This is a genomic window from Acidimicrobiia bacterium (assembly GCA_009694375.1).
GTDB lineage: Bacteria > Actinomycetota > Acidimicrobiia > Acidimicrobiales > VFJN01 > VFJN01.
In genome coordinates this window covers 88053-111625 of the sequence record SHVB01000004.1, presented here as the reverse complement: position 1 = coordinate 111625, position 23573 = coordinate 88053, and the positions used below count along the sequence as shown (strand labels likewise).

The following is a 23573-nucleotide window of genomic DNA, read 5'->3' as shown; positions in this document are numbered from 1 at the left end:
TGGCTGGCCGAGTTGATCGCCAATCTCGACGTGGGGCGGATTGTGCGCGCCCTGCGGATGAGTTCCCACCCGCCCAAGGCAGGCTGGCCGCTGCCCCCGGAACTCGCCACCCGGCTCATCGAAGGCGCCGGGGCTGCCCTCAACGCCGAGGCTGCGCCCGATCGTTGGGTAGCAGTCCTCAATGTCTTGGCCTTCGCCCCGGTGCGCGACAAGGTGATCCCCGTCTCGCTCCCTAAGGAACTTCATCCCGATGTGCGGGCCACCATCGCCCGGATGGCCACCCGAATCCCCAAAATCGCCGGGATCTATGAGATCGCCCCCGTTCGGAACGCGCCCCGAACCAAGACGGAACGGCGCCGTCCGAAGAAGGCTCCGGCCAAGAAGCCCGCCCCCGGAACCCCTATCGCGGACACCACCGAGGCGGACACCCCCGCCCCCGAAACCAGCGCCCCCGGAACCCCTATCGCGGACACCACCGAGGCGGACACCCCCGCCCCCGAAACCAGCGGCTCGGACACCCCCGTCGCTACGGTCGACGAGTAACCGCGCTCTCCTTAGCCGAGCGACCGCAGTACTCGCCGGTGGCTGGGTCTTCGTCCCAACTGGCTCCGCAACTTCCGCAGGCACACGAATCCAGTTGCACCGAGGCCAGATAGAGGCGCGCCACCTCATAGGCCCCGCAGAAGTGGCACCGAAGCCGGCCCGCTGATTCATTCGTCCCCATGGTGATCGTCCGATGCTCCCCGGTTGAACTTCGTGAAGGTAACTCTCGCTGACTAACGTCCAACCTATGGCCGTCAACTTCGAACAACAGGGACCCTTCGCGGTCGTCACCATCAACCGCCCTGAAGCCCGTAACGCCGTAAACGCCGCGGTGGCCCAGGGAATCGAGGAGGCCATCGACAGGATCGAAGCCGACGATTCGATCTGGGTGGGCATCATCACTGGCGTGGCCCCCGTATTTTGCGCGGGTGCCGACCTCAAGGAGATCAACTCGGGCAACGCCGCCGGATTGGCCACTACTCGCGGAGGCTTCGCCGGCATCGTGCAGCGCGAGCGGACCAAACCCATCATCGCCGCGGTCGACGGGCCCGCCCTGGCCGGCGGCACGGAGATCGTCTTGTCCTGCGACCTGGTCGTCGCCTCCACCACCGCCACCTTCGGGATCCCCGAGGTGAAGCGATCGTTGGTGGCCGCCGCCGGTGGCCTGTTCCGGCTGGGTCGCAAAATCCCGCTGAATATCGCCATGGAGTTGACTCTCACCGGCGATCCGATCGATGCCACCCGGGCCCATCACTTCGGCCTCGTAAACCGTCTCGTGGAACCCGGCACGGCCCTCGACGCGGCCGTGGCCCTGGCCGAGCAGATCTGCGCCAATGCCCCCGTGGCCGTGCGGGCGTCCCGCAAGATCGTGCTCGAAGCCACCAATGCGCCCGACGACATCGGGTGGAAGATGTCGATGGAGGGCATGGCCCAGGCCATGGCTTCAGACGACTTCTCCGAGGGGCTCACCGCCTTCATCGAGAAGCGCCCGCCCCAGTGGAAGGGCGTCTGACCCTCAGGTAAAGGTGGCGATGATGCCCTGGTCGTGGAGAAACTCCGCCACACCCTCCACTAGGTCAAGCGTCGCCACTTCGTGAAGTACCACCCATGCCGCCTCGGCGACGTTGGCGCCCGCCCTCGGGCCATCGTCGCACACGACGGTCACCGCAAAGGCGAGGACAACCCGGTGACGGTCGGGGAGTATGTGTTCCGACCAATCCAGCAGGGCTCCGCAGACCCCTACCAGGCCGGTCTCCTCGCGCAGCACGCGGGTAACCGCCTCCATCAGGGTCTCGCCAAAGCCAACCTCCCCGCCCGGTATCGACCAGCGGCCCCCGGCGGGGCCGGTCCCGTGCCGCACCAATACGACCTGATCGTGATCCACCGCGACAGCCCGGACCGCCACGGTGGGGGGCGCTGGGGTCACGGGATCGAGCGGTGGACCACAATGGCCCGAGCCACCAGGCCAAAGGATTCAAAGAAGTTTTTTGTATGCCGGTCACCCGGGAGGGCCAGGCTGTCCACCCCAAAACAATCCTGCTCACCGCACCAGTCGACCAACGCCTCCATCACCAACTCCCCGAGGCCAATCTCCCGACAACCTGGATCGGTGTAGAGATCGGTGACCACTCCGAGCCGTCCGCCGTCTCGCAACACTTCGATGCCGACCACGCCGTAGCCCATCACCACATCGTCGACCGTCCCCACCACAAGGTGGTGGTGGTCATCACCCAACTCCTGAGCGAGAGCATCTTTGAAGGGGGCGTGGCGAGCGCTCCGGCGTGCCCACACCTCTCCCCCGCGTCTCGGGCGCAGGTGATCCACCGCTTCCTGGGCCAGTTCCGTCAAACGGGGAAGATCGGCGGCTACCGCGGGCCGACTCGCCTCGTGCGGGGTCGTCACCATCATCCGCCCTGGAGCTGCGCAACCTTGGAAAGGATGGTCTTGCGGCCACGGTGCGTCGATTCGTGCCGCCGCACTGCCTCGAGTTCCGATGTCGTGAGCCCCGCCAGCCGATTGACCACCTGCGACGCCGACAGATTGTCGTAGTCGGCGATGGCCAACGACGAAGCACCACGGCGACCGCGGGCCGAGGCCTTCGGCACCGGGCTGACCGCCACCGGGGCGGGGTCAGGATTCGCCGCCGGGACCGGTCCAACCGGCGCACGGCGACCGCCGACCGCGTCCAACCACCCCGCGGTCTGGTCCTGAAAGTTGGTGGCCACCTTGCTGGCCTCGCCCCGGCCTTGCCGGAGGGCGAACCGACCGATCATGCGGGCCGTAGCCACCTGCCCCCGACCCGTTTCGATCAGCTGCGGCAGGAGCGACGCACCCTCGAACAACAAACCAATCGGGGCGTACACCAACACCTCAATGGCTTGCTCACCCGGGGTCTTGTTGGCTCCACTCACAACTCTCAACGCTACTTCCATCCCCGAGGGATCGGGACATCCCTCGAGCCCCGGGCCCCTCAGACGCAATCAGAGCAGAGCTTGCGCTTGGCATTGGCCAATTGGTTGGGATGTTTCACGAGGAAACAGGACTGGCACACGAACTCTCCGGGCCGCTTGGGCAAAATCCGACTCACGCCGCCGGCCTGCTCGGGCTCGGAATTCTCCGCCTCGTCCTCTTCCTCTTCCGCGGCCGCGATCCGGTCCTTGAGAATCGCGTCGAGATCAGCCTCCACGTCGTCGGGGTCGGCCTCCTCGTCATCTTCGGCATCATCATCGTCGTTCTTGGCCTTGATGGGCTCAGGAGTGCCGTCCTCGTCATCCCCACCGTCGTCATCATCGCCGTCGAGAACATCGTCGTCGAGAACATCGCCGTCGAGAACATCGCCGTCGAGAACATCGTCGTCGAGATCACCGTCGTCGGAGGGTTCGGGCTCGCCAATCTCCTCGAGATCGTCCTCTTCGTCGAGGACTTCTTCGTCAGTCATGAGAATCCTCTGTAGCGGGGGCTTTCGGGCGGGATCATAGGCACACCGGTTGCTGTGCTGGCAATATCGGGCCTTTGATCAGCGACTCTGGCGGCGGGCCTCGGCCCGGCGCTCGGCGTCGAGGCGCTCGAGGGTGGGCTCGGGCGAGTGGTCCACGAAACTCATGGCGGCCGCCACAGCATGGTGACCGGCCTTCTCCGCAATGAGCCGGTGCATGTCCTGACCCACGGTCCGGTAGGCAGGATGGCCCTGGGGGGTGGTGCGCAATTCGATGAGGTGCATCGCCTCGCGGGCGTTGAGATGAAGATAGAACCGCACCTTGTAGGCCAGGGCTAACGCATACGGGGCCTGGGCCGGAAAACGTTCGGCAAGGGCATCGTGCAACCCGGCCGAGCGTTCCATGACTTCGTCGAAGCGCTCGCCACAGCCGGCGAGGTCCACAGCTTCCGGTCGGGTGTACCCATGCCGGGGGCTAAGGGTTTGCCATTCGAGGGAGAGCATTCGATGGCGCTGTAGGTCCCGGAAGGCTCCATAATCGGCCAGGATGTCGAAGCGATAGGTGAGACGTTCGAACGCCCGGCCCGGCTTGTGGCGTCGATTGCCCCGATCGCCCACGTAGGCGTGAATGATGGCCAACCGTTCATCGTTCGTCATCAGTCGCACCCGGGCCTCCAAGACGGCCTCCGCGACATGGGTGTGCGCGTAGAGGATGTTCGCCACGAGTTTCACCTCGCCCTCGGGGTCCCAGTCCACCAACTCAACGGCGGCGTCCTCCGCCCCAACCCCGCTCCCCGCCGGAAATAGGTCATCGGCGATCTCCGCCACCGCCGAGCGCGTGCTGGCCAGATAGGTACTCCAGGCAACGCCCCGGTCGTCAAGGTCGACCCGCTTCAGGAAACTGGGGATTACCTTGCGGAGTTCGCTCAACATCAGGTCGGCATAGGCTCGGGCCTCCGGTAGAGGATGCGACCGCATGCGCAGGAGCAAGGCCTCATAGCCCTGGCCGGTGCCGTAGATACCCACATTAGAAATAGAGGCGGCGGGCAACACGCCGCGTACCGCATCGAACGCCTTCGCCCGGATGGCCTGACGGTAGACGAAGTCGGAGTCGCCTGGATCCTTCGGGAAGCAGTCCCGATAGAAATCCGACATGAGGGGGACCAGCTCGGCGTAGGAGTCGAAGAGGCGGTCCATGTCGCCGATGTACCGGAGGCCGAGACTGCTGCCGAGCACCTCGGGATCGCGGTAATACCGGTACCGACCCCCCAGACGGGTGTCATAGGCGATGTACCGGGTGGACTGCTCGAGATAGGCCATGAGCCGGCCCCATTCGAGCACCTTGGTGAGCAGGTTCGAGGCCTGTTCACAGGCGAGATGCACGCCGCCGAGTTGCGCCACTGAGTCGTCGCCGTATTCGAAGAACACCCGGTCGTAGAGCTCCTCAGCCCGCCGGAGCCCTACGGTGGCATCGATGCTGGCATCGCCAGAAATGTCGAGCTCGCCGACAAACTCATCCAGAAACAGTCGGCGCAGGCTCTTGGAACTGCGGGAGTAGCGGGCGAAGAGCGCCCCTTTGACCACCTCGGGCAGATTCACGAGGGCAAATACGGGCCCGTCGAGATTGGTGAAATAGCGACGCAGAACATCCGCCTCGGTGGGCGTGAAATCCTCAGAGATGTAGACGGTCATCGAATGGTCCTGATAACGGTGGAGTCAGCAGGTTACGCCCCGCTGCCCTCCTCAATGGCGGATCGACGGCCTTCGGGCCCCACTCGGGCCATGGTGTGGGCGAATTCGGCCTGCACGGCGCCGAGCACACCCTCGCCGAGCCAGAGGTCTGCCACCGTCCAGGCCATCGCCACCGCCCCCGCTACCACCGCTTCGTCTCCGTGCGCACCCCGGGCGTGGTTGGCAAAGTCTGGGGTATGAATCAGGGTTCCCGCCGGGGCAGCCGCCACCATCGGGTGGATGGAAGGAACCAGGTAACTGACGTTGCCCATGTCGGTACTCCCCACCACCTGGTGCTTCCCATCCGGCTCCATCACCGTGCGGCCCAAGGCACTGGCGTTGGCCTTGTAGAGGTTCAGGATCACCTCGTTGTCCAGCATGTCGGCGTACACCACTGGCTTCCACCAAATCTCCACCTCGCAGCCGGTGGCGGTCGCCCCGCCCTGTAATGCCGCCACCACGCGCGCATTGAGGGGCTCCAAGGCGGCAATGCTCTCGGAACGCACCATCCACTCCGCCACCGCCCGCGCCGGCACGATATTTGCCTTCTCCCCCGCCTCGGAGAAGACGCCATGGACGCGTTCACTGGGGAGGATGTGCTGCCGCAAGGCCGCCACGTTCAGATACCCCAGCACCGCCGCATCGAGGGCATTGCGACCATCGTGGGGGAAGGCAGCGGCATGGGCCGCTTTCCCGGTGTAGGTGGCTACCAATTCCTGCACCGCAATCACGTTCATGCGAGCGAGGTCATGCCCAGCGGGGTGCACCATCAACGCGGCGTCCACCCCTTCGAAGGCCCCAGCACGCGCCATCCGGATTTTGCCGCCCCCGCCTTCCTCAGCCGGGGTTCCCAGGATCACGACCTGACCTCCCACCTCCTCGGCTACCGCGGCGGCGGCCAAGCCCGCCCCGAGCCCAGCCGTGGCAATGATGTTGTGTCCGCAGGCATGACCAATCCCGGGGAGAGCGTCGTACTCGCAAAGCACCGCGATCGTGGGCCCGCGATGGCCGGCGCGGGCCACAAAGGCCGTGTCGAGGCCGAAGGCGCCACGCTCCACCGCTAACCCCTCCGCCTCGAGTATCCCGGTGAGGAGATCGTGGGCAAAGTGTTCCTCGTAGCCCAGCTCAGGGTGGTCGTGAATCTGATGCGAGGCATCCAAGAGGAGCGGAGAACAGTCCTGTACCGACTTCCGTAAGCGAGATTTTAGAGAAACGAGGTCCACTCCCGAAGGTTACCCGTGTAGGAGCACAACCTTCCCGAGTTGGGATGCCGAATCGAGATGGGCCAGAGCAGCGGGATACTGGGCCAGCGGAAAGGTGCTGTCGATCGTCACCGGGAGGTCCTGGCCCATCAGGCGCGTGACCTCGCCGAACTCGCCGTAGCCGCCCATCGTTGAGCCAATCACCTCGATCTGCTTGAAAAACAGCCGGGGGATGTTCAGCTCCACGGTGGGGCCTGACGTCCCGCCACAGACCACCAGCCGCCCACCCGGCACCAGCGCTCCCACCGAGCGGTCCCAGGTGGCGGGGCCCACGCTCTCCACCACTACCTCGGCCTTCACCGGCCACTCCTCGCCCGAGTCGTAGGCGGCAGCAGCCCCCAAAACCAGAGCCGCCCTCCGTTTGGCCGCATCACGGGAGGTCACATGTACTTCGGCTCCCATTCGCACGGCTAGGTGCAGGGCCGCGGTGCTCACGCCCCCTCCAATACCCACGATCAGGCACCGCTCCCCCGCGCCCAGGCGGGCGCGTTGGAGCATTCGCCACGCCGTGAGGGTGGCGAGCGGGTAGGCGGCACATTCGGCCCAGGAACGGTCAGGGGGACGCGCCACCACATTGCGAGCCGGAACCACCACCATCTCGGCGTGCCCGCCCCAGCGCTGCTCCCCAAGGATCTGGAACCCCCGTCCCAGCGGGGCGTTATCGCCCAAGGCGATGATGGCCTCTAACGGGGCCACGGCCGGATTCACCACCACTTCGTCGCCCACCCCTATTGAGGTCACTGCGGCCCCCACGCTCGCCACCACGCCCGCCACGTCGCAGCCGGGTACATGGGGCAGCAACGGACGCGGTCGGCCTCGGGTCAGCCAGAGATCCATGTGGTTCAAGGCGGTGGCCATCGGACGCACCGCTACGTCATCCATTCCCACCTCGGGATCGGGTAGCTCACCCCATCGGTACTGCCCCGGCGACGCATCAAGGATCCAAGCCTGCATCCCCCCACCGTAGGGTCTGCCGCTCCCGGCCCCGTGCTGAGCCCGGCCGCTCAGAGAAAACAACGCAAGGCGTTGGGCTCGACGCGCAGGCTGAGCTGCCGAGCTGGACCCACCAGATCACCGTCGAGGTACACGGGCGTGGGTTGGTCCAGCTCAATTTGTTGGCTCGACACGTGGCTCTCCTCGATCCCGGGATGGGGCACATGGGTGCCGGTGGCAAGCCGAGACCGCACCTGCATGCGCGTGCCCAGCGGGAGGTCGGCATCGAGCAGCTCAAGACGACCGTCGTTGGGATGGCCACGCGGTGCCACATCCCAGTGCCCGATGAACTGCGCGTTCATCGCCACCACCACTCGACCCCTCCACCAACCTTGGCGGGCCACCAGATGGGCGAGGAACCAATGCAGCCGACCATCGAGCAAGACCGCCCCGAGGTCTACCCCAACCTCAGTGGCCCCTCCCGAGCGGAGGCGCGGCTCATCTCCGGTGCCGCCCAGGGTGCGACAAAGGTCGCCCCCGAGGAGGGCCAGCGGCGGAATCTCCCGGCCATGCCGCCGCGCTTCGGTCACCACCGCCCGGGCTTGCGTGTTGCTTCGCACCACCACGGTGTCGGGTGGGAGTGGTCCTACCGCCCCCCACGCCTCACCCTTACGAATCGGCACCGGACCGCTCCACGTCGGCCAACGCCGGCAGGGCCGAGGTGGCTGTCACGACCCCGCGCTGGAGGGCAGCGGCGGCCTGTCGGGCCCGCGCGGCGGTGGCCGGAACCGGCGCGATGCTCCCGAGTCCCCGCAGCAGGTCGGCGAGTTGCTTGATGTTGCGCACGAAATCGCCGCCGGAGAGGTCGGCCTGCTCAAGGACCTCGGCCAAGCCGGTACCGCTGGCCCAGGCATGAGCGAGATGCACGAAGCCCGCGTCGGGCGGGCGGGTCCCGGGGAGCCCGGCCGCCTCCTCGTCCACCAGCAGGTCCGCCGCCAGGCCCTCCAACACGTCAAAGCGTCCCCGGAGGGTGGAGGAGGGGAAGCGAGGGGCCCGGGGTTGGTCGCGCCCTCGGTGCTCGTAGGTGAAACACGAGGCCATGGCCGCCATCGTGGGCGCGTCGAGGTTGTCGAACAGACCAGTGATGAGCGCCTCCGCCACCAGTAGATCGCTCTCGTGATAGGTGCGGGCGAGCACCTCGCCCGCCGGGGTGAGTGCCCAGCCATCTAGATAACCCCACGCCTCAAGAAGATCTAACACCCGATCGAACTTGCGGGCCAGAGACTCCGTGCGGCTTTGCCCCTGTCGTTGCAGGTTCTCCAGCTTGCCCCGAACCCGCTGGGCTTGGCCCGCCGCCCGGAGGTGGGCTGCCCGGTCGGGACAGTCGGCCACGGGGTGAGTGTCGGCCGCCAACCCCGGGGCGATGTTCCGCACCCCTTCCGTGGAGCGCTCCAGACCCACCATCGCCCGCCGCAGGGTCTCTCCCACATGATGGTGAAATCTCCGATTGTGTGGGTCGTACGGCTGAGGCAGGGTGACGGTGGTGATGGGTATAGGCGCCACCGACAGGTCTGGGCCGCGCAGGGTGCGGGGTTTCCCTCGCTCGTCGATCACCGCCACCTTGGGATGACCCTTGCGCAGAGCCACCGACACCACCGCCAGTGCGGCACCATCGACCACCACCAGATCCCCGGGGGCCAACCGACTCAATGCGGCCGACACCGCCATGGTGCCCCCATCTCCGCCCGGGCGGGCTGCCACCGCGCGCTGCTGGCGGTATTCCTCCACATCACCCAGTTCACAGGTGGCCTCGGCGGTGAGGCGGGCGAGGCGGCGCCGTTCCCGTTCGATACGGGCTTCGATCCGCACCACGGAGCGGTCGGCTTGGTACTGCGCAAAGGACAGGTCCAGGAGATGGTGCGCCCGTTCCGGCTGGTAGCGCTTCACGAGGTTGGCCGCCATGTTGAAGGTGGGACGAAACGCCGATCGGAGAGCAAACGACCGACTCAAGGCCAGCGCCGCCACCTCCTCGAAAGGCACAAAGGGAGACCAGAGCACGATGGCGTAACCCAAGTCGTCGATCCCCCGTCGCCCGGCCCGGCCGGTCAGTTGGGTGTATTCACCCGATGTGAGCATTTCGCGTCCGTCCCCGGCGAATTTCGAGAGTCGCTCGATCACCACACTTCGAGCCGGCATGTTCACCCCCATGGCCAACGTCTCGGTGGCAAACACTGCCTTGGTGAGCCCCGCGATGAAACACGCTTCCACCGCTTCCTTGAACGGTGGCACCATCCCGGCGTGATGCGCCGCCACCCCCGCCTCCAGCGCCGCCAAAAAGCGGTCGAAACCCAACGCCACCAGGTCAGCCGGGGCGAGGGAGGCAGTCCGTTCCTGCACAATGGCCCGCACCCGGGCGGCCTCGGAGGAGGTGGTGAGGCGCAGGCCCGCGTCCGCTAACTGATTGCACGCTTCGTCGCAACCCTTACGACTGAAGATGAATGTGATGGCCGGAAGCATCGATTCGTCCTGGAGACGTTGGATCACCGCCACTCGGCGCGGCGTAAAAAAGGGCCGCCGACCCCCACCCCGGCGGGGGCCCTCATCGAAACGATTAGCCTCGGGGTTGGCTAGCCCATCCACCAGGATGGGGAGCAGGGGTAGCCCGGGATTGGCTTTGTCGCCCACGCAGTACAGGTTGCGGAGTTCGACCGGGCGGCATTCCTCGATCACCACCTCGGTCGGGCCCCGGACGGTGCTGATCCACTCGGCCAACTCTTCTGCGTTCGACACGGTGGCCGAGAGGCACACCAGCCGCACACCGGCAGGGAGGTGGATCATCACCTCCTCCCAGACCGGCCCGCGATAGGGGTCCTGGAGGAAATGAACTTCGTCGATCACCACCCATTGCAGGCCCTCCATGACGGGCGATCCGGCATAGACCATGTTGCGAAGGACCTCGGTGGTCATCACCACAATGCTGGCGCCGCCGTTGATGCTGTTATCGCCCGTGAGCAAGCCCACCGACTCCCGGCCGTAGCGAGCCACCAAGTCAGCGTATTTCTGATTGGAAAGCGCCTTGATGGGGGCCGTGTAAAAGGCCTTCCCCCCGCCGGCGAGAGCCCGAGCCACCGCATGTTCGGCCACCACGGTCTTGCCCGATCCGGTGGGGGCAGCCACGAGCACCGAGCGATCTTCGTCGATGGCCGTCATCGCCCGCAGCTGGAAGGGGTCGAGCGGGAACCCGTACTCACTCACCGCGGCGGCCTCATGCCGCCGCGGTCGCGTTCGTCCGTCGCACGATGATGCTTCCGAGGATGATCGACACCTCGTAGAACAGCACCATCGGTATGGAAAGCGCCAACATGCTGATGGGGTCGCCCGACGGGGTGATAACCGCCACCGTTACGCAGATCCCCACGATGGCGTAGCGCCGCGCGTGACGCAGATTATCGGGCGTGATAATCCCGAGCATCTGGGCAAACACGAGCACAATCGGAAACTCAAAACCGATACCGAAGGCCAACATCATGTAGCTGATCAAGCCGTAGTACTTACCGGGCGAGTACGCCGTGACGATGTCGGACCCCCCGATCTGCTGCAGGAAGGTCAGCGCCTGGGGCAACGTGTAGTAAGCGATCCCGGCGCCGGTGAGGAACAGCAAAAGGGCGCTCGACATGAAGGGGATGGCGTACTTTTTTTCGTGGGAGTAGAGACCCGGGGTGATGAATCTCCACAGTTGCCAGAGGATCACCGGCATGGCGATGAAGATGCCTCCGTAGGTGGCCAACTTCATGCGCACCCCGAACCCCTCGAGGGGGTCAAGCGCCAGGAGTTTGCAATCTGAGACCGAGTTGGTACAGGCGTCGACGTAAGGCTGAATCAGAAAGTTCGAGATCGGCCCGTAGAGCATGAAGGAAATCGTCATCCCCACTACGACAGCGAGCACGATCTTGATGACCCGCTGACGCACCTCGGTGAGGTGGTCAATGAGCGACATGCGCCCGTCCTCGGGATGGGCGGCGGCGCTCACTACAAGACGACGGGAGGATTAACCGGGTCGGTCGGGGCCGCGGGGGCCTCGCTCACCGCCGCGATGGCAGCCTCGGCGCTGCTATCGGAAACGACCGGCTTGGCCACTGGGGCCGCATCGGTTCCAAGGACCGTGCGACGATCCGAGAAGCGGGTGAGATCCTCCACCCCGGCCATGGTGGATTTCATCTCTTTTTGGAAGCCTTCGGACATCCGTCGGAGATCCCCCAGCACCTTGCCGATCTGGCGAGCGGCATGGGGGAGACGGCGGGGGCCGAGCACGATCAAGGCGATAAGCCCGATAACGAGGAATTCGGCAGGTCCAACGTTGAACACAAGGCCACTCTACCGGCCCTCAACGGCGGGGTCAGGCCCGGCGCAGACCCTCCAGGCAAGCGCGTGTCTGGCCCCCCGCCCGCCGCAGCTCGTCGAGCGCGTCGGTCAGTTCGGAAAGCTGGACCAACTCGGCCCGCAGCTCACTCGACGCCTCGGCGATGCTCCGCAGCCACCGGAGGCTCATAATGCCCGCCAGCGTCACGACCACCGGTGGAACTGCCCAGAGCAACGACATCACCTCTAGCCTAGAACAGCCTCGTACCAGTCGTCCTCTTGGATGAGCTTGTGGAACTCGATCAGATCATCGTGGCTAATCGGCGCCCCATGGTGGGGTTCGAAGATCTCCGCCGGGAGCCGCCATTTCACCAGACGGACCCCGGAGGCCACCAGCATCTCGATCACGTGGGCCTCCGCGGGCTTGGCCGTCGACATACGGCACGTCGGGCAACGGAACACGAAACTGCCCTGATCGTCGTAGGTGCATACCCGCACCTTGAGATCGTCAACTCCGAGTTCGACATCCCCGCAGTCACAGCAACTCGCCTTAATCACCGTTGTCATCTTGTGCTCTCCTCCTCCAGCGACCCATTGGCTTTTTTACGCTTGGGGTTGTATCGACCGTCGCGCTGTAAGGCTTGAGTAGGTCTGCCACAATGCGAACCCATGCCCACTCGACTCCCCTCGCTGCGCCGTCCTCCCATCGGCTTCGCCCACCGCGGTGCTCGAGCTAACGCACCCGACAACACCCTGGAGGCGTTCGTGCTGGCGGTACGCCTCGGGGCGACGGGGCTCGAATCCGATGTGTGGCTTACCCGGGATGACGAGGCGGTCCTGGATCACGACGGGGTGGTGCGCCGCCGTCTCCGTTCGCGACCGATCGCTGAATACACCCGGGCCGAATTACCCGCCCATGTGCCCACCCTGGCCGACCTCTACGACGCGGTGGGGACCACCCTGGAGATCTCCTTGGATCTCAAGGACGCCGCCGCCTTTGGTCGCGTGCTGGCCGTGGCCCGGGGAGCCGGACCGGAGGCTCTGGCGCAGCTGTGGATCTGCCACCCCGAATTGGACCAACTCACCCAATGGCGCCCGGCGTGCCCGGAGGTACATCTCGTGCACTCCACGTTTGTCTCCCGCATGCCCGACGGGGCCGAGTCCCATGCGGCGCTGATGGCCGAGCGAGGAATCGACGCCGTGGCCCTGCACCAGTCGGAGTGGACGGGGGGACGCACCTCACTGTTCCACCGCTTCGGCGTGTTGTGCTTTGGTTGGGATGCCCAACACCGGCGAATCCTGGACAACCTGCTCGACACCGGGATCGATGCGGTGTACTCCGATCACGTCGACCGCATGGTCGATGCCCTTGCCTCAGGGGCCTGACCGCTCAGAGCACCCCGACCGAGGACGGGGGCCACACCAATACGAAGGCTCGACCCACGATGTCCTCAAGGGGAATCGGCCCCCGGAACGGGTACCGACTGTCGGCTGAGTTGTCGCGATTGTCGCCGAGCACGAAGACATGCCCCTCCGGTACCACCTGGCGCGGGATCGAGGGATTGTTCCCCTGGGCCGGATCTCCGGTGAGGGTGCCCTCGGGGAGATAGGGCTCCTCGAGTTTCCGATCGTTGATGTACACGGCCCCGTCCTGCGTCTCGATCGTGTCGCCCGGGAGACCCACCACCCGCTTGATCAGGTCCTTGATCCCGTCGGCCCCCACCTCGTAATCGGGGATCTCGAACACGATCACGTCTCCCCGAGACACGTCGTGCAGGCGATAACTCACCTTGTTCACCACCAAGCGATCGCCCACTTCGAGGGTGGGTTCCATCGACCCGGACGGAATGTAGAAGGCCTGGAAAAGAAAGGTCTTGATCAGCAACGCCACGAGCAAGGCACCCACGACCACCGCAACCCATTCCACGCTGGAGCGCAGCGGGGTCGTGCCTCGGCCACTCGCATCGGAACCCTCGGATTCCACAGCATCCGATTGGGGAGGGTCGGTTGTATCAGCCACGGAGGGTCAAGCGTAGCGGGCGAGAATCTGGGCGGCGGATCGCCTACCGGCGTCGACGAGATCGGGAGCGCCGCTCACTACCGTGGCGTGGGGCCCCAGGGCTAGCAACAGCCGCGCCAGCCACGCTTCGGCGCTCACCGCCAAGGTCACCCGCTGGCGTCCGTCTGGTCTCATCTCCACCGATTCCATCGGGTAGGTCTCGATCACCCACGCCGCCGCGGGCTCCAGGTCCAAGGTGACACGGGGGTCGGTGGCATCGGGCTCGAACAATCCGCGCTCCCCCGCCCCCGTCGGCGTCACGAACGTGTCGTCTAGGAGGGTGGCCGACACGATCCGGTCCACCCGGAAGCGCCGGTCGGCCTGGGCCTGGTGGCAATAGGCCAGCAAATAGAGGCTGCTGTCTTGGGCCTCCACCAGATACGGGTTCACGTTGCGCTGCGTGCGGGTGTCTCGGGCAAAAGAGTAATAGTCGAGATGCAACTGCCGCTGCTCGCTCACTCCCCGGCGGAGTACGGCAAGCGTGTCCACCTCCGCTGCACCGAGGTCCACCTCCAGTACCTGATCCGCGTGCACCCCGAGTACGGCGGCCAACTTGCCCACCCCCCGCCCCAGAGGACCGTCGGGATCGGCGCCGGGCAAGGCCAGCACCGAGGAGCCAGCGGTGAGCAGGGCCACGGCCTGCTCGGGCGTGAGGCGTTGTGGCTGGTCGAATACGTCGGCGAATCGGATATGGACGCGGTCCCCTTCCTGCACCACATCGATCAGGGCGTCGGGGGTGTAGGGCGGCAGTCCCACCAACCAGATCACCTCAAGATCGGCGGCGAGTTGCTCAGGGGTGACATCGAAGCGGGCGCACACCTCGGCGGTGAGGGGGCCATCCTGGGCCACGATCCAGGGCACCATGGCCAGTAGCCGCTGCATTCGCTGCGCCGCCCCCGAATTCGCAGGCGCACTCATGTGATGCCCCGTAGCCAACGCATCAGGTCTTCGCGCAACTCCGCCGGCGACAAAATCTCGGCGTGGTCGAGGAACGACAAGACAAAGGATCGAAAGGCGCTGCGGTGGTTGACCGGAAGGTCGATGACCACCGACCCATCCTCGGCCACCTCTACGACGCGATCAGACCCGAAGTGTTGCAATGCCCATTGCGCCGGCGGCCCTCCGATGCGTAGGCGGGCCACGACTGGTTCCTCATCCCCTAACTCCCACGACGCCCCCGCCTGCTCCAGGGACGGCGCCACCGCCGCAAAAGCCTCCCCACCGGTGGGGACAACCCTGCCCTCGATTCGACTCAATCGGAAATTGCGCACGTCCTCACGGAGATGGTCGTAGCCCGTGAGATACCAGCGCCCCCGCAGAAACTCGAGACGATACGGATCGATCACGCGGTCTTGGTCGCCGTAGCGCATACTCACCGGCGTACGACCGGCCACCGCTGCGAACAGGCAGGCCAGATTTGGATCGGCGGGCAAGGGAGCCACCCGTACCCCGATGTCGGAACCCACCCCCGCCACGATCCCCCCCAATTTCAAGAGCCCCGGGATGGCGGAAAGCCCCTCCACCTGCACCGCGGATACGGCGAGGTGCAACGCGGCGAGTTCGTCGATCGTGAGGCCGGGATCCCGCAAGGCGTATTCCTCCCGCGGAATCCGGTACCCATCGACGGCGGGAAAGCTGGCGGGAACCGGCTCCAGCCGCAACGGGATCCCCATCTCCCGGAGTTCCTCCTTGTCGCGCGCAAACGCCCGCCGGAAGGCCACCACATCGTCGGGATAATCCAGATCCGTCTGGATTTTCTCCGCCGACACCGGCACACGAGCGTCGAGAAGCAGGGCCGTCAGGTTCAATAGACGTTCCAACTTCCTGCTCGACACCCGCAGGACCTTAGCCAGTCAAAGGAGCGAGGCGGCCAGGGTTCCCGCCGCCCCCGCGGCGGCGAAGAAAAGCGGATCCGCCTCCGGACCACGCCCCATCGTGGTCACCTCCAGGCCGGCGGCGGCGAGTAGAGCCGGGATGTCTCGGGGGGGAACCTCCCGCACATCATGGCGGTCATGGGCGAACGCCCCCGGGAAGGGCGAAGCCACCAGCACCGGTGACCGGGTGAGATCGAGCGCGGTATGGCTGTGGTGGCTCACCCGCTGGTGGCGTTCCCGTTCGTCGCCATCGGACATCCGCAGCGCGGCGATGGGGCGCCCACCCAGGGCGGCGGCCGCATCCAAGATGCCCGCCACCTCCACTGAGGATGTGCCCAGGGTCGTGCCGGTGCCCACCACTCCCGGCCCCATCGCCACGATGGCCAGATCGGCGCCCACCACATGACGGGCCAGGGCCAGGGCCGAGGGCACCGATACCGCTTCCAGGTCGCCGCCAAAGGCATGTCCGGCCGTGATGGTCGCCGCCACCAACCCCGATCCCGCCAACGCCGCCACCAGATCCGACAGGGCGATCGGCAACGCGGCGCCGTCGGTCATCACATAGGCAATCCGAGCGTCGGGTACCGCGGCCCGGATTGCCACTGCGATGCACGGGACCTGACTGTGCAGACCGCCCACCACCACCGGCATCCCCTCCAGGGCATGGGGGAGGTCGGGATGGTGTTCCTCGGCGCTGCCGGCATCCACCTGGAGGCTGGTGTAGCGCAACTTCATAATGTGGCCCGGGCCGGGCTCATGAAATTCCTGGCGGGCCAGATTCCAGTGCACGATGTGCCAGCCCCCGGTGCCGAGATGAAGGTCCACTGCGGTGGTGTTGAGCACGACGGAGTCGCCCACCGCTACCGAGCCGGTGAGTTGGGTGAGCACATAGGCCCGCCCGCGGTCGGTCTCCACGCGCTGGAGACCCGCCCGTTCCGACAGTAGGCCCGTCACTACCCCGGTACGGAAGGAGGGCATAGCGCTAGAGCGACGCGATGAGCTTCTCGACGCGCTCGTCGCGCGACCGGAACGGGTCTTTGCACAGGACGGTGCGCTGGGCCTGATCGTTGAGCTTCAGGTGTACCCAATCAACCGTGTAATCCCTCTTGCGCTCCTTGGCGCGTCGGATGAACTCACCCCGGAGTCGAGCCCGCGTGGTCTGCGGGGGCGTCTCCACTGCTTCGTCGATGGCGGCGTCAGTACAGGTGCGCTCCACCATGCCCGCATCCTGCATCTTGTAGAAGAGTCCCCGAGAACGACTGATGTCGTGATACTGCAGGTCGATCAGGGCCACTTTCGGATCGGTAAGGGCTACGTCGTGCTTGGCCCGGTAGCCCTCGATGAGCTTGTGCTTGATCACCCAGTCACATTCGCGGTCGAGGTCCATCGGATCGCGCTCGATGGTGGTCACGCAGTGCTCCCACATCTGCAGAGCTTGTTTCTCTTGCGCCGTGAAGTCTCTCGTCTCGGCATACTTGAGAGCCTTGGCGAGATACTCGCTCTGGATGTCCAGCGCCGACAACTCCCGACCATTGGCGAGGCGGACCTTGCGGCGACAGGCGGGATCGTGACTGATTTCGCGAATGGCCCGGATGGGGTTCTCGAGCGTGAGGTCTCGTAGTACCTGGCTGGGATCCTCCAGCATCCGCAGCAGAATCCCGGTAGCACCCACCTTCAGGAAGGTGGCGTACTCGCTCATGTTGGAATCGCCCACGATGACATGCAGGCGCCGATACCGCTCGGCGTCGGCATGAGGCTCGTCCCGAGTGTTGATGATCGGCCTACTGCGGGTGGTGGCCGAACTCACCCCCTCCCAGATGTGCTCGGCGCGCTGGGAGATGCAGTACATCGCCCCGCGAGCGGTCTGCAGCACCTTCCCCGCCCCGGCGTAGATCTGCCGAGACACGAAAAAGGGGATGAGCACCTCGGCGTAGTGACCGAAATCATCCCGTCGGGAAGTGAGGTAGTTCTCGTGGCAGCCGTAACTGTTGCCCGCTGAATCGGTGTTGTTCTTGAAGAGGTAGATCACCCCTCGGATTCCCTCCTCCTCGAGGCGTTGTTCGGCCGAGGCCAGCAACTGCTCAAGGATCCGCTCCCCCGCTTTGTCATGGGTCACCAGGTCCAGGACCGCGTCGCACTCGGCAGTGGCGTACTCCGGGTGCGACCCGACATCGAGATAGAGCCGAGACCCGTTGGCCAGGAACACGTTGCTGCTGCGGCCCCAGGACACCACTCGACGGAACAGGTAGCGGGCCACCTCATCAGGGCTCAAGCGCCGCTGACCCCGAAAGGTGCAGGTCACCCCGTATTCGTTCTCCAGTCCGAAGATCCGCCGCTCCATGCGGTCAACCTAACCGGGGGGAACCTCCGGCAGTGAGCATCCCAGCGAGGTCGCGGTCGTCGAGGCGACGAAAGGCCCGACGACCGTTCCCGCGAGCCAGAACGGCCACCTCGAGCTCGGGGGCCGTGAGGGTGCGATCCGGGCCGGCCAGCGCCGACACGGCGGCGTGCAGCGCTCCGGCGAGATCAAGCCCCGGCTCGAAGGCCGCTTCGAGGCGGCTGCCGATGGCCTCGGCATCACCCCCGATCACGCTATAGCGGTCCTCATCCACCACGCTGCCGTCGTAGAGGATGTGGAAGACCTGGTCGGCCTCTGGATCGAGACCCACCTCAGCCACCAGGATCTCCACCTCCATCGGCTTCATCTCGTGGGTAAAGATCTGCCCCAACATCTGGGCGTAGGCATTCGCCAAGCTCCGGGCGTCCACATCCTCCCGGCTGTATTGAAAGCCCTTGAGGTCGGCGTGACGGACGCCGGCTATCCGCAACTGGTCGAACTCGTTGTACTTCCCCACCCCCACGAAGGCGATGCGGTCGTAGATTTCGCTCACCTTGTGGAGCGTGGCCGATGCATTTTCCGCCGCCACCAAAATCCCGTCGAGGTAGAGCACCGCTACGGCGCTGCGGCCCCGGGCGATCCCCTTCCGGGCGTAGTCGGCCCGATCCTTCATCACCTGCTCGGGCGCAACGTAGAAGGGCATGCTCATGCCGACGCACCTCCCGTAACAATCGCCTCAACACAACTGCGCAATTCGGCGTCATCCACCTGCTGGTACCCCTCGGCAGTGATGGTGGCCACAACCGGAAAGATGCCCCGGACCAGGTCGGGGCCGCCGGTGGCCGAATCTTCTTCCGCGGCGCGATACAAGGCGTTGACCACTAGATCGATCGTCGCGGCGCGCGACAGATCAGGGTGGAACCCGAGTTTGACCACGGTGCTGGCGTGGAGGCTGCCCGAGCCGGAGGAGACGTAGTCGGTCTCTTCGTAGCGGCCGCCGGTCACGTCGTACTGGAACAGACGGCCGATGTCTCTGCGCTGATCGAAGCCTCCGAACAGCGGGACGACCGCTAGGCCCTGCATCGCGGCAGGAAGGTTGCTCCTCACCATTCCGCTCAATTGGTTCGCCTTGCCCTCCAGGCTGAGGACACTGCCTTCCACCTTCTCGTAGTGCTCCAGTTGGAGTTGAAACAGCTTCACCATTTCGATGGCGGGCCCGGCAGCGCCCGCGATGGCCACCCCACTAAAGCGGTCGGCGGGAAATACCTTCTCCATCGTTTTGTGGGAGATGAGGTTTCCCGATGTGGCGCGTCGGTCGCCTGCCATCACTACGCCGTCGGCGTATCGCACCCCAAGCACCGTGGTGCCATGAGTGATGGTGAGGTCGTGGCCGCCAGTGGGCAAGGCGTCAGTGGCGCGCACGCGGCGGAGAAGATCGGCAAAACTGGGCCCGGGATCATCCGAGGCGGAGAAGATCGGCAGCGTCATACGGCCGCAAGGCTAGTCAGGCTGACCTGAACCCGGTGCCACGTTTCCGTCCCCCCCATCAGGCCGGGAAGATTCACTCCCCACCCTTTTGCACATAGGACTTGACGAACTCCTCGGCGTTGGTTTCGAGCACCTCGTCGATCTCGTCGAGGAGGTCATCGAGCTCCCCCTTGATCTTCTCGCCGGATTCAGACGTGGCCGGGACTGGCTCCACGACCTCGTCGGACTTGGTCGGCGCCTGCTTTTTTATCTGTTCACGTTCGGCCATGGTTACCTCCTCGTCCTACTGCTCAAGTTTCTGGAGTAATTCGGCAGCACTATCGCAACTATCGATGAGGCTACCCACATGAGCCTGAGTTCCTCGCAGCGGTTCCATCATTGGCACCCGCCGTAGCGGATCCCCGCCGATATCGAACACCAGCGAGTCCCAGTTGGCGGCCACCACGCTCTCCGGCCAGCGCTGCAGACACCGGCCCCGGAAGTAGGCGCGAGTGTCCAACGGAGGATGTATCACGGCGGCTTCAACCTCCGCATCGCTCACCATTCGTTCGAGGCCCACCCGGGCCGCCAGGGACTTCTCGGGCCGCAGATCGTGGTACTGGAGATCCATGGCGGCGAGGCGGGGGTCGTCCCACGAGAGATCATGGCGCTCCCGATAGCCATTCAAAACTCGTTGTTTCGCCACCCAATCTACCGTGGTGACGAGCGAGGAAAGGTCTGATTCGAGGCCCGTGAGCGCCGCTTCCCAGCGTCGCAACACCTCCTCGCCCACCTCCTCGCCCCCGATGCACGCCAGGCCCCGCTCCTGGGCATAGAGGCGGGCCCGCCGGTACAGCTCCCATTGCGCTTCCAGGGCCGTGATCGCGGTGCCATCCACCAGCTCAAACGGCCGCTGCAGGGTCAAGTCGTAGGACACGTGACGCAAGGTCTGGACCGGCCGGGCGGGGAGGAGATCCCGCGAGAGCCAGTCGTCTTCGATCATGCACAACACCACGGCGGTGGTGCCCACCTTCAGGAAGGTCGCCACCTCCGAGAGGTTGGCATCCCCCACGATCACATGCAGGCGACGGTACTTCTGATGATCGGCGTGGGGCTCGTCGCGGGTGTTCACGATCGGCCGCTTGAGGGTGGTTTCCAGGCCAACCTCCTCTTCGAAAAAATCGGCCCGTTGCGTGATCTGGTAGGGCACATCGGCGCTGGTGAGACCCGGGGCCTCGGTACCAACCTTGCCGGCGCCGGTATAGATCTGCCGGGTGATGAAGTGCGGCATCACCTGAGCCACGATCTGGGCGAAGGGCACCGCCCGGTCAACCAGATAGTTCTCATGGGTGCCGTAACTGTTGCCCTTACGATCCGAGTTGTTCTTGTAGACCACGATGTCCTGGCCATCGGGCAGCAAGGCGGCCGCCGCCAGCATCGACCGCTGCAAGATGCGTTCGGCCGCCCGATCGAACACCACGATCGACCGGGGGTCGGCACATTCGGGGGTCGACAACTCGGGGTGGGCGTGGTCGACGTAATAGCGAGCACCGTTGGTGAGCACCACATTCACGAGGTGGGTCTCCACCTCTGGTGGAAACTGCCGCTCGATGCTGTAGCCCCGGGCATCGTTCCCGGGGTGCTCGTCTTCGAAGTCCCATCCGGTGCGCGGTGCCGACGACGCCGTGCCCGACCGGGCCAGTTCCTGGATATACGCGTTGATCAAGACGGAAGAAGCTGCGATCGGGTTCGACTCGCCCCCCCGCATGATGATCCCGTACTCGGTCTCCACACCAAGCACCTTGGGAATCGCCACGCTTCGACCCTAGCCCTGCCCTACCGAGGCCCCGGCGCCAAAGAGCCGCCGATCAGAGATATTGGCCGGTGGTAACCCGCTCGATGGACCGACCGCCGCTCGGGGTCTCGTCGCTGGTGTGTTGCACGATGGTGCGCACGTAGACGATGCGCTCGCCCTTTTTGCCGGAGATTTTGGCCCAGTCGTCGGGGTTGGTGGTGTTGGGGAGATCCTCGTGCTCCTTGTACTCCTGATGGATGGACTCCATGAGATCCTCCACCCGAATACCGCGAGTGCCACCACTCAGCACCCGCTTGATGGCCAATTTCTTGGCCCGCCGGACGATGTTTTCGATCATGGCCCCCGAGGAGAAGTCTTTGAAGTACATCACCTCCTTGTCGCCGTTTTGGTAGGTGACCTCCAGGAACTGATTGGCCTCATCGGTGCGGTACATCTCCGCCGCGGTCGCCTCGATCATGGCCTGCACCGCCTTGGCCGGATCGCCACCCCCGAGGCCACTGACGGTGTCCGCGTCGAGCGGGAGATCGGTGGTGAGGTAACGGGCAAAAATCTGAGCGGCGGCCTGTTCGGTGGGGCGTTCGATCTTGATCTTCACGTCGAGGCGACCAGGTCGCAGGATGGCGGGGTCAATCAGGTCCTCCCGGTTGGAGGCGCCGATGATGATCACGTTCTTGAGCGTCTCCACACCGTCGATCTCCACCAGGAGCTGCGGCACGATGGTGCTTTCCATGTCCGAGCTGATCCCGGTGCCGCGGGTGCGGAACATGGAATCCATCTCGTCGAAGAAAATGATGACCGGCCAGCCCTCTTCAGACTTCTCCCGGGCCCGCTGGAATACCAGACGAATCTGGCGCTCCGTCTCCCCCACATACTTATTGAGCAACTCGGGGCCCTTGATGTTGAAAAAGTAAGACTTGGCGGTGTCCACGCCAGTGGCGGCGGCCACCTTCTTGGCCAGGCTGTTGGCCACGGCCTTGGCGATGAGGGTTTTGCCACACCCTGGCGGACCGTAGAGAAGAATCCCCTTGGGGGCGGGGAGTTTGTGCTCGGCGAACAAATCCTGATGCAGGAAGGGCAACTCCACCGCGTCGGCGATTTGTTCGATCTGCTGATCGAGACCTCCGATGTCCTCGTAGGCGATATCGGGCACCTCTTCCAGAGCCAGATCCTCCACCTCCGGGCGCGGCAACTTCTCCAGCACAAGACCCGAGCGCGGGTCCAGTAGCACCGTGTCGCCGTTGCGAAGTTTGACGTCGCGTAGATCGTCGAGGAGTTCCACCACCCGCTCTTCGTCGGCACGACCCACGATGAGGGCGCGCCGCTCATCGAGACGCTCCTTGAACACCACCACATCACCGGTCATATCGCCGGCGCGCGCTAGGACCACGTTCAACGATTCATTGAGCACCACCTCCGAGCCACGCGGTAAGGGGTCGTTGCCCAACTCCGGATGGATCGCCACTCGTACCTTGCGACCCCCCGTGAACACGTCGACGGTTCCGTCCTCGTTGTGGCCCACGATGGTGCCGTAGCCCGATGGCGGCTGGGTGAGTTTGTCCACCTCGTCGCGTAGCGCGGCGATGTGGTCGCGCGCTTCGCGCAACGTGTAGGTGAGTTTCTCGTTCTGCGACACCGCTTGAGCCAGTTGCCCCTTCGTCTCCAAGAGACGCTCCTCGAGGGTGCGCACCCGCTTGGGGGCATCTTGCAGACGCCGCCGCAGGGACAGCACCTCTTCCTCGAGGACTCGAGCACGTTCGGTCAGTTCGGCCAGTTCGGCCTCACCGCTACTCAGTTGTTCGGATTCGTCCACGGGACCACCTTCCAACTATCCCTACCCGGCCGAACCTACACCGGCCGCTTCGCCCCGCCATGCACACCCTGGCGCCGGTCCCGGCCCCCGGCGTGGGCCTCACGGGGGGGGTGCGCCGTGTTTATTGTTCTCTCCGATAGCATACGATGCATTCGTCGAGCGCTTTGAGGTATATCCCCCATGAAGGTCTGGATAGATCAAGATCTCTGCACCGGAGACGGTCTTTGCGAAGAGATTGCCCCCACCGTGTTCACTCTCCTCGACGATGGTCTGGCCTACGTCAAAGACGGCGAAAAGACTCTTTCCGATCCCGGCGGGGCCGAAGGCATCGCGGTGGTACCGGCTGGCCAAGAGGAAGCCACCATCGAATCCGCCGAGGAATGCCCGGGCGAGTGCATCTTCATCGAGGTGGACTAACCCCGGCCCCAGCGCACGGGTAGGCTCGT

At 65.1% G+C, this 23573-nt stretch carries 27 protein-coding genes; 4 read left to right on the top strand and 23 right to left on the bottom strand.

Annotation, left to right across the window (positions count from 1 at the left end; genetic code table 11):
- Window positions 1–307: 307 nt before the first annotated feature.
- Complete coding sequence (locus EXQ71_04425) at window positions 308–709, top strand: hypothetical protein (GenBank protein MSO86752.1); 402 nt, start codon at window positions 308–310, stop codon at window positions 707–709.
- A gap of 81 nt (window positions 710–790) precedes the next feature.
- The gene (locus tag EXQ71_04420) at window positions 791–1555 is read left to right on the top strand and encodes a crotonase/enoyl-CoA hydratase family protein (protein ID MSO86751.1); all 765 of its coding nucleotides are present in this window, start codon (window positions 791–793) and stop codon (window positions 1553–1555) included.
- Between the two features lie 3 nt (window positions 1556–1558).
- Here the strand turns inward: EXQ71_04420 and EXQ71_04415 are convergent, their stop codons facing one another.
- The 13 genes from EXQ71_04415 to EXQ71_04355 form a co-directional block, all read right to left on the bottom strand.
- The gene (locus EXQ71_04415) at window positions 1559–2017 is read right to left on the bottom strand and encodes an NUDIX domain-containing protein (protein MSO86750.1); all 459 of its coding nucleotides are present in this window, start codon (window positions 2015–2017) and stop codon (window positions 1559–1561) included.
- Window positions 1966–2451, bottom strand: a complete 486-nt coding sequence (locus tag EXQ71_04410) for a GNAT family N-acetyltransferase (protein ID MSO86749.1) — start codon at window positions 2449–2451, stop codon at window positions 1966–1968. Before EXQ71_04410 ends, EXQ71_04415 begins: the two co-directional genes overlap by 52 nt.
- Window positions 2448–2954 carry a hypothetical protein gene (locus tag EXQ71_04405; GenBank protein MSO86748.1) on the bottom strand — a complete coding sequence of 169 codons (507 nt, stop codon included), beginning with the start codon at window positions 2952–2954 and terminating at the stop codon, window positions 2448–2450. The genes EXQ71_04410 and EXQ71_04405 overlap by 4 nt, the downstream gene beginning before the upstream one ends.
- A gap of 59 nt (window positions 2955–3013) precedes the next feature.
- Window positions 3014–3289: a DUF4193 family protein gene (locus EXQ71_04400; GenBank protein MSO86747.1), complete on the bottom strand. Its 276-nt coding sequence runs from the start codon at window positions 3287–3289 to the stop codon at window positions 3014–3016.
- Window positions 3290–3559: 270 nt separating this feature from the next.
- Window positions 3560–5170, bottom strand: coding sequence for a thymidylate synthase (locus tag EXQ71_04395; protein ID MSO86746.1), 1611 nt, complete (start codon window positions 5168–5170; stop codon window positions 3560–3562).
- 32 nt (window positions 5171–5202) lie between these two features.
- Window positions 5203–6432: a M20 family peptidase gene (locus EXQ71_04390; protein MSO86745.1), complete on the bottom strand. Its 1230-nt coding sequence runs from the start codon at window positions 6430–6432 to the stop codon at window positions 5203–5205.
- Between the two features lie 9 nt (window positions 6433–6441).
- Window positions 6442–7425 carry an NAD(P)-dependent alcohol dehydrogenase gene (locus tag EXQ71_04385; GenBank protein ID MSO86744.1) on the bottom strand — a complete coding sequence of 328 codons (984 nt, stop codon included), beginning with the start codon at window positions 7423–7425 and terminating at the stop codon, window positions 6442–6444.
- Between the two features lie 50 nt (window positions 7426–7475).
- A complete protein-coding gene (locus tag EXQ71_04380; GenBank protein ID MSO86743.1) occupies window positions 7476–8087 on the bottom strand; it encodes a hypothetical protein in 612 nt (203 codons plus the stop codon).
- A complete protein-coding gene (locus EXQ71_04375; GenBank protein MSO86742.1) occupies window positions 8074–10659 on the bottom strand; it encodes a DEAD/DEAH box helicase in 2586 nt (861 codons plus the stop codon). Before EXQ71_04375 ends, EXQ71_04380 begins: the two co-directional genes overlap by 14 nt.
- A gap of 10 nt (window positions 10660–10669) precedes the next feature.
- Complete coding sequence (gene tatC, locus EXQ71_04370) at window positions 10670–11401, bottom strand: twin-arginine translocase subunit TatC (protein ID MSO86741.1); 732 nt, start codon at window positions 11399–11401, stop codon at window positions 10670–10672.
- 32 nt (window positions 11402–11433) lie between these two features.
- A complete protein-coding gene (gene tatB / locus EXQ71_04365) occupies window positions 11434–11769 on the bottom strand; it encodes a twin-arginine translocase subunit TatB (GenBank protein MSO86740.1) in 336 nt (111 codons plus the stop codon).
- A 31-nt stretch (window positions 11770–11800) separates the two neighbouring features.
- Window positions 11801–12004, bottom strand: a complete 204-nt coding sequence (locus EXQ71_04360; protein ID MSO86739.1) for a hypothetical protein — start codon at window positions 12002–12004, stop codon at window positions 11801–11803.
- Between the two features lie 5 nt (window positions 12005–12009).
- Complete coding sequence (locus tag EXQ71_04355) at window positions 12010–12330, bottom strand: hypothetical protein (GenBank protein ID MSO86738.1); 321 nt, start codon at window positions 12328–12330, stop codon at window positions 12010–12012.
- A 102-nt stretch (window positions 12331–12432) separates the two neighbouring features.
- Here EXQ71_04355 and EXQ71_04350 point away from each other — a divergent pair, with 102 nt between their 5' ends.
- On the top strand, window positions 12433–13149 hold the full coding sequence (locus EXQ71_04350) for a glycerophosphodiester phosphodiesterase (protein MSO86737.1): 717 nt from the start codon (window positions 12433–12435) through the stop codon (window positions 13147–13149).
- Between the two features lie 4 nt (window positions 13150–13153).
- Here the strand turns inward: EXQ71_04350 and lepB are convergent, their stop codons facing one another.
- The 10 genes from lepB to arc all read right to left on the bottom strand — a co-directional run bounded on the left by lepB (window position 13154) and on the right by arc (window position 23127).
- Window positions 13154–13702, bottom strand: coding sequence for a signal peptidase I (gene lepB / locus EXQ71_04345; protein MSO86736.1), 549 nt, complete (start codon window positions 13700–13702; stop codon window positions 13154–13156).
- A gap of 87 nt (window positions 13703–13789) precedes the next feature.
- Window positions 13790–14740 carry a WYL domain-containing protein gene (locus tag EXQ71_04340; protein ID MSO86735.1) on the bottom strand — a complete coding sequence of 317 codons (951 nt, stop codon included), beginning with the start codon at window positions 14738–14740 and terminating at the stop codon, window positions 13790–13792.
- Entirely contained in the window at window positions 14737–15657 is a 921-nt protein-coding gene (locus EXQ71_04335) for a WYL domain-containing protein (GenBank protein ID MSO86734.1), read from the bottom strand. The genes EXQ71_04340 and EXQ71_04335 overlap by 4 nt, the downstream gene beginning before the upstream one ends.
- A gap of 18 nt (window positions 15658–15675) precedes the next feature.
- Window positions 15676–16674: a DUF3866 family protein gene (locus EXQ71_04330; protein MSO86733.1), complete on the bottom strand. Its 999-nt coding sequence runs from the start codon at window positions 16672–16674 to the stop codon at window positions 15676–15678.
- Window positions 16675–16678: 4 nt separating this feature from the next.
- A complete protein-coding gene (gene pafA / locus EXQ71_04325) occupies window positions 16679–18037 on the bottom strand; it encodes a Pup--protein ligase (protein MSO86732.1) in 1359 nt (452 codons plus the stop codon).
- Window positions 18038–18041: 4 nt separating this feature from the next.
- Window positions 18042–18743, bottom strand: coding sequence for a proteasome subunit alpha (gene prcA / locus EXQ71_04320; GenBank protein MSO86731.1), 702 nt, complete (start codon window positions 18741–18743; stop codon window positions 18042–18044).
- A complete protein-coding gene (prcB, locus tag EXQ71_04315; GenBank protein MSO86730.1) occupies window positions 18740–19522 on the bottom strand; it encodes a proteasome subunit beta in 783 nt (260 codons plus the stop codon). The genes prcA and prcB overlap by 4 nt, the downstream gene beginning before the upstream one ends.
- A 73-nt stretch (window positions 19523–19595) precedes the next feature.
- Window positions 19596–19790 carry a ubiquitin-like protein Pup gene (locus tag EXQ71_04310; protein ID MSO86729.1) on the bottom strand — a complete coding sequence of 65 codons (195 nt, stop codon included), beginning with the start codon at window positions 19788–19790 and terminating at the stop codon, window positions 19596–19598.
- A 15-nt stretch (window positions 19791–19805) separates the two neighbouring features.
- Complete coding sequence (locus EXQ71_04305) at window positions 19806–21317, bottom strand: proteasome accessory factor PafA2 (protein ID MSO86728.1); 1512 nt, start codon at window positions 21315–21317, stop codon at window positions 19806–19808.
- Window positions 21318–21369: 52 nt separating this feature from the next.
- On the bottom strand, window positions 21370–23127 hold the full coding sequence (arc, locus tag EXQ71_04300; protein MSO86727.1) for a proteasome ATPase: 1758 nt from the start codon (window positions 23125–23127) through the stop codon (window positions 21370–21372).
- Window positions 23128–23307: 180 nt separating this feature from the next.
- Here arc and EXQ71_04295 point away from each other — a divergent pair, with 180 nt between their 5' ends.
- The gene (locus EXQ71_04295) at window positions 23308–23544 is read left to right on the top strand and encodes a ferredoxin (protein ID MSO86726.1); all 237 of its coding nucleotides are present in this window, start codon (window positions 23308–23310) and stop codon (window positions 23542–23544) included.
- The last annotated feature ends 29 nt before the right edge of the window (window positions 23545–23573 follow it).

What these genes read in the sequence shown, in the direction of transcription:
- EXQ71_04385 (MSO86744.1), bottom strand. Translation starts at nt 7,425, where the DNA reads ATGCAGGCTTGGATCCTTGATGCGTCGCCGGGGCAGTACCGATGGGGT.
- EXQ71_04295 (MSO86726.1), top strand. Translation starts at nt 23,308, where the DNA reads ATGAAGGTCTGGATAGATCAAGATCTCTGCACCGGAGACGGTCTTTGC.
- EXQ71_04410 (MSO86749.1), bottom strand. Translation starts at nt 2,451, where the DNA reads ATGATGGTGACGACCCCGCACGAGGCGAGTCGGCCCGCGGTAGCCGCC.
- EXQ71_04340 (MSO86735.1), bottom strand. Translation starts at nt 14,740, where the DNA reads ATGAGTGCGCCTGCGAATTCGGGGGCGGCGCAGCGAATGCAGCGGCTA.
- EXQ71_04355 (MSO86738.1), bottom strand. Translation starts at nt 12,330, where the DNA reads ATGACAACGGTGATTAAGGCGAGTTGCTGTGACTGCGGGGATGTCGAA.
- prcB (MSO86730.1), bottom strand. Translation starts at nt 19,522, where the DNA reads ATGACGCTGCCGATCTTCTCCGCCTCGGATGATCCCGGGCCCAGTTTT.
- EXQ71_04395 (MSO86746.1), bottom strand. Translation starts at nt 5,170, where the DNA reads ATGACCGTCTACATCTCTGAGGATTTCACGCCCACCGAGGCGGATGTT.
- EXQ71_04420 (MSO86751.1), top strand. Translation starts at nt 791, where the DNA reads ATGGCCGTCAACTTCGAACAACAGGGACCCTTCGCGGTCGTCACCATC.
- EXQ71_04425 (MSO86752.1), top strand. Translation starts at nt 308, where the DNA reads ATGAGATCGCCCCCGTTCGGAACGCGCCCCGAACCAAGACGGAACGGC.
- EXQ71_04310 (MSO86729.1), bottom strand. Translation starts at nt 19,790, where the DNA reads ATGGCCGAACGTGAACAGATAAAAAAGCAGGCGCCGACCAAGTCCGAC.
- EXQ71_04330 (MSO86733.1), bottom strand. Translation starts at nt 16,674, where the DNA reads ATGCCCTCCTTCCGTACCGGGGTAGTGACGGGCCTACTGTCGGAACGG.
- EXQ71_04350 (MSO86737.1), top strand. Translation starts at nt 12,433, where the DNA reads ATGCCCACTCGACTCCCCTCGCTGCGCCGTCCTCCCATCGGCTTCGCC.
- prcA (MSO86731.1), bottom strand. Translation starts at nt 18,743, where the DNA reads ATGAGCATGCCCTTCTACGTTGCGCCCGAGCAGGTGATGAAGGATCGG.
- pafA (MSO86732.1), bottom strand. Translation starts at nt 18,037, where the DNA reads ATGGAGCGGCGGATCTTCGGACTGGAGAACGAATACGGGGTGACCTGC.
- EXQ71_04360 (MSO86739.1), bottom strand. Translation starts at nt 12,004, where the DNA reads ATGTCGTTGCTCTGGGCAGTTCCACCGGTGGTCGTGACGCTGGCGGGC.
- tatC (MSO86741.1), bottom strand. Translation starts at nt 11,401, where the DNA reads ATGTCGCTCATTGACCACCTCACCGAGGTGCGTCAGCGGGTCATCAAG.